Raw genomic sequence first — 4,726 nt, 5'->3', positions numbered from 1 at the left:
AATCAGCAGATCAGCCGCTCGCGCACAGGCGGAAAGGCAACGCGCTGCAGCAGCAGAAGCCCAGAGGCAGAGGGCAGCCGCTCGCGCACAGGCGGAAAGGCAACGCGCTGCAGCAGCAGAAGCTCAGAGGCAGAGGGCAGCCGCTCGTGTACAAGCAGAAAGCCAACGCGCTGCAACAAATGAAATATCCCCGCCAATCGTAATTTCGTTGCCAAGCAATGCCACTGAAAAGCCGCTTGTACCTAGCAACGCATGCGCCGTCGCCGTCGCTAAAAAACTTCAAGGTACTTGCATTCCACCTATGACCTCCGTGCGCATCGAATTGGCCGAGGCGCTTAGCAGCAGAACCAGCATCACCGGTGAGACTTTCGCAATCTCGCTAGCCTACCCCGTTGTCATCGACGGCAGGGAAGTGGTCCCCGCAGGTGCTAAAGGTCGAGGTGAAATCATACATGCCAAGAAGACCGGCGTCGGTGTCGGTGGTGAATTGGTGCTTGCCGCCAGATATCTAAGCTTAGGCGATAGGCAATTGCGGCTTCGGAGTATGAAATTGAACGGAGCAGGCCGCGACCAACAGGGTCTGGCGTTTGCAGTCGGCGTCGCTGTGGGCCTTCCGGCAATGTTCATCCGCGGCAAGCATATCGACGTACCTACTGGAGCCTTTGCAGATGCCAAGACGGCAGAGGCGTTCTGGCTTGATACAGTGGGCGCAGAGGTGGGCACCCCCAGTTCTGCGTCAAATACCAACGTTTTTGATAAGAAAAGGAATAATCCATGATCCGTAAAGTCCTAGTTTCTTCAGTAATGACACTCTTTATTTCGTCGGCTCCAGCGCTAGCAGTCGAAACGAGTGAGGCGAAAAACGCCCCCATTGCTATCCCCGCACCACCAGAAGGGCAGGGGCAAGTCGTGTTCTTTCGACCTGGGGGCACGGGCTTTGCCGTTGGGTGCTCTGTCAACGAAAAGGGCCAGAAGGTTAGCTCGCTTGGTGCTGGTCGCTACTTCGTAATGGTGGCTGGCCCCGGACGTCATGAATTCACGGTAAAGAGCGAGGCAAAGGATAACCTTGCGCTCGAGGTCGAGGCCGGTGAAACTCAGTACGCCACCTGCCGCATAAAGATGGGGATCATGATCGGCCGTCCCGATCTTGCACCCTCCACCGAGGCAGAGTTCCGCAAGCACGGAAAGCTGAAGCTAGTAGACGCAGACGACATGGGCCCCGGCGAGGGAGCCCTTCGTCCTGACCAGCTTACGGCTGCTATTTCGACTTCATCTGAAAAGTAACAAGTCGCTGCGGTAAACAAAGCATTGTTTGCGCAACGTTGGCTTTTGTTGACGCTGCGCAATAAGCTGAAGCTCCTGGTTGCTATTAGTGTTCTGGCTTAGCGCAAGTTGCGAATGCCAAGCACAGTAAGGAATGGGGGCGTTCGGTGTGCCAGTTCACTCTCTCGGCGTGTCTCTACCCTGTTCGCGCTGACCACCCGCGGTGTGGATGTCACCTAAGGCTGAGAATAAAGCCCAGCTAACCGAACGAGCAGAATAATATCCAAGGGGAACTGGGGGTCCCATCAGCCAGAATGGGACTGCAAGTGCTCTACACTCCGCGGCAGCATACTTAAATGCCCCGATACTGGAAGGCGCATCGGTGCGCGAAATAGAGCCGCGCCTTACACCCCAATAATCGACACTGGCAAAACATAGTGCAACGGTTATGCAGTCTTTATGACTGATGCGTATTTCGCGGCAACGCTTGAAGGCTTCCTAGCCACATCTGATGAGGCAATCTTGGGTGAGCTGACCCAGGCGCATAACCATTCGCTTGAACATCAGCAGCGAGACGCGTGGCGGGATGAAGTTCGGTATCTCCGTTCGGCATTGGCCCGTATCCAGGATGCATTCGTTTTCCTTGAGTTCTCGATCCCGCGAATGGGGAAGCGCGTAGACGCATTGATCGTGCACGAAGGCGTGATATTCGTTGTCGAGTTCAAAGTTAACTCGGCTAGCTTTGACAGCTACGCGATCGATCAGGTGCACGATTACGCATTAGACTTGAAGAATTTTCATCTAGGTAGCCACTTGCTTCCGATCGTTCCTGTCCTCATCGCGACCAAAGCCTCAAGTGGCGTAATTAGGCAGCCTGAATGGGCAGCAGACGATGTCGCCAAGCCTATCCTCGTTGGGCAGGCCGGTTTGGCCGACGTGCTTGCCAGGTGCGTTCAAACTAAGCCCGAGGCGCCGCACTTCGACGTAGCTGCGTGGCGATCGTCTGGATACCGGCCGACACCGACAATCATAGAAGCAGCAGAGGCGCTGTACCGTAACCACGCGGTTGAAGAAATATCGCGTTCAGATGCGGGCGCGAAAAACCTGCAAACGACGTCCGATAAGATTGCGGCGATTATCGACCGATCGAAGTCGGAAGGCCGAAAGTCGATCTGCTTTATAACGGGCGTACCCGGCGCCGGCAAAACGCTGGCTGGGTTGAACATCGCGGCGAAGCGATCCGAGAAGCATAAAGACGAAAACGCTGTTTTCCTCTCAGGCAATGGGCCTCTCGTGGACGTGTTATGCGAAGCACTCGTCCGAGACAAAGTTGCTCGGGATGGCAGCAAGAAGACCGACGCGCATCGGGCGGTCCGCAAGTTTGTTCAAAACATACATCATTTCCGTGATCACTATGTTGGAAAAGATGAGCAGCCATTTGAAAAGGTAGTCGTGTTTGACGAAGCCCAGCGTGCGTGGACAAGCGATCAAGCGTCGAAATTCATGCAGACGAAGCGCGGTCATCAGGACTTTAACATGTCTGAACCTGAATTCTTGATCAGCGTCATGGACCGTCACACCGACTGGTGCACAGTTATCTGCTTGATTGGGGGCGGGCAGGAAATCAATACAGGCGAAGCGGGCCTGTCCGAGTGGTTAGCCGCTTTGCAGCATCGGTTTGCAGACTGGGACGTGCATGCATCTTCATTACTCGATGACCATCAATACACCATCGATGCAAAGGCGACCGAGCTGCTCGATGCTAGCCATATCCAGAAACACCCAGACCTCCACTTGTCGGTCTCAATGCGTTCGTTTCGGGCCGAGCGAGTGTCATCGTTCGTCAGTCTATTGTTGGATGGTGATGCCGCAAAGGCACGCGACGTGTTCAACGACTTGTCTGACCGCTACCCTATAACATTGACACGTGACCTCTCACGGGCCCGTGAGTGGCTCAGAGATAATGCAAGGGGAACCGAACGGTTCGGCCTTGTAGCATCGGCAGGAGGCTACCGGCTGCGTCCTGAAGGCGTTCACGTAAAATCAAAGATCGATCCAACATCTTATTTTTTGAATGACCGATTTGATGTGCGCTCGTCTTACTATCTGGAAGAAGTGGCAACACAGTTTGATATTCAGGGTTTGGAACTGGATTGGGCCGGTGTGTGCTGGGATGCTGATTTGCGTCGCGCTGACGACGCGTGGCAGCATTATGCCTTCAAGGGCACCAAATGGCAGCAGGTTCGCAACGAGACGAACCAGCTGTACCTCCTGAATGCGTATCGTGTCTTGCTCACACGGGCGAGGCAGGGGCTGATAGTGTTCGTGCCTCAAGGCGACGTAAAGGACCCCACTCGACCGCCCGCGTTTTATGACGAGACTTACGCGTTCTTGGTTTCGTGCGGCATTCCCGAGATATGATTTGGCGATGTCGCGTCTAATGAAGCGCGCGACCTGCCTGTTTAAAGCCACCCTCACATTTAACTATATTTGAAGGGTGTCCTTTATGTAAAAAACGCCTCCCCCGGGGGTAATGGATCTCCGACTTAACATTCCCAGCGGAAAATCATGGCAAAGATTGGGGGCGGATGGACTTTCTATGGCGCGAATCATTATCTGGCCACTTTTCAACACCAGTTCTTAAAGCACCTTTAAGGTGCCGCGCAGCTTTGGCGCTTCGATTTACGCTGCACCAATTTTTTCAGCTTGATTGCTATTTGCTTACTAGCCAAAAATTTTCTGACGATCCAAGTGTCATAAAACCATGTAAGCCATTGAAATGTATGGTGAGCCCTGCTGGGTTCGAACCAGCGACCTACTGATTAAAAGTCAGTTGCTCTACCGACTGAGCTAAGGGCCCCCCGACCTGAACCGAATAGGGTTCAAAGGAGAGCGCTTCCCCTAGTGGCGGTGGGGTGACTGGTCAAGCGCCTTTGGTCGGTTAAATCGCGATTGCAGGTGACGAATGGTTAAGCCTGTCATCGGGTCGCGCCAATCGGGGGCGACCATTGCGGCAGGCGTAAGGACAAAACCCCGCGAACGAAGGCCGGGATGCGGGATAGAGAGCGCTGGATTGCTATCGGCCCACATGCCGCCCGACCATAAGAGAATATCGAGATCCAGCACGCGTGCACCCCAGTTTTGGCCACGCCGTACGCGCCCGAAATGGCTCTCTATTTCGTGGAGGCGGGCAAGCAGTGTAGGGGGAGGAAGCTGCGTCGCGATCACCGCTGCCGCGTTGGCAAAGCGGCGCGATGAAGGCCCCATCGGGCTTGATTGGATAGTGGCTGAATGTGCGAACACATCGATATCGCCCATCTCCAGCGCGGCAATCGCGTGCGGAATGATGTTATTTGGTGTGCCAATGACGGGATGTGGCTGATTTGAACCTATCCCAATGAGATACAGATGCGACAGATCAAATATCCTCGGCAAGGCGGGTGTATAACGCTGGCCTGCGGTC

At 54.5% G+C, this 4,726-nt stretch carries 5 protein-coding genes and 1 tRNA gene; 4 read left to right on the top strand and 2 right to left on the bottom strand.

Annotation, left to right across the window (positions count from 1 at the left end; genetic code table 11):
* The 4 genes from Q0O33_RS10530 to Q0O33_RS10515 form a co-directional block, all read left to right on the top strand.
* Positions 1–203, top strand: a 203-nt coding sequence (locus tag Q0O33_RS10530) for a hypothetical protein (protein WP_295499332.1), incomplete at its 5' end; no start/stop codon positions are given.
* 98 nt (positions 204–301) lie between these two features.
* Positions 302–778, top strand: a complete 477-nt coding sequence (locus tag Q0O33_RS10525; RefSeq protein ID WP_295499329.1) for a hypothetical protein — start codon at positions 302–304, stop codon at positions 776–778.
* Positions 775–1,284 carry a hypothetical protein gene (locus tag Q0O33_RS10520; protein WP_295499326.1) on the top strand — a complete coding sequence of 170 codons (510 nt, stop codon included), beginning with the start codon at positions 775–777 and terminating at the stop codon, positions 1,282–1,284. Before Q0O33_RS10525 ends, Q0O33_RS10520 begins: the two co-directional genes overlap by 4 nt.
* Before the next feature lie 438 nt (positions 1,285–1,722).
* Positions 1,723–3,684: a DUF2075 domain-containing protein gene (locus Q0O33_RS10515; protein ID WP_295499323.1), complete on the top strand. Its 1,962-nt coding sequence runs from the start codon at positions 1,723–1,725 to the stop codon at positions 3,682–3,684.
* A gap of 363 nt (positions 3,685–4,047) precedes the next feature.
* Here Q0O33_RS10515 and Q0O33_RS10510 read toward each other — a convergent pair.
* Both Q0O33_RS10510 and folK read right to left on the bottom strand, forming a co-directional pair.
* Positions 4,048–4,123, bottom strand: a tRNA-Lys gene (locus Q0O33_RS10510).
* Positions 4,124–4,164: 41 nt separating this feature from the next.
* On the bottom strand, positions 4,165–4,726 hold a 562-nt coding region (folK, locus tag Q0O33_RS10505; RefSeq protein WP_366048631.1), incomplete at its 5' end, for a 2-amino-4-hydroxy-6-hydroxymethyldihydropteridine diphosphokinase.

This window comes from Sphingorhabdus sp. EL138 (assembly GCF_945862485.1).
In the GTDB taxonomy this organism is placed as follows: Bacteria; Pseudomonadota; Alphaproteobacteria; order Sphingomonadales; family Sphingomonadaceae; genus Sphingorhabdus_B.
This window is presented reverse-complemented; position numbering and strand designations above follow the sequence as displayed.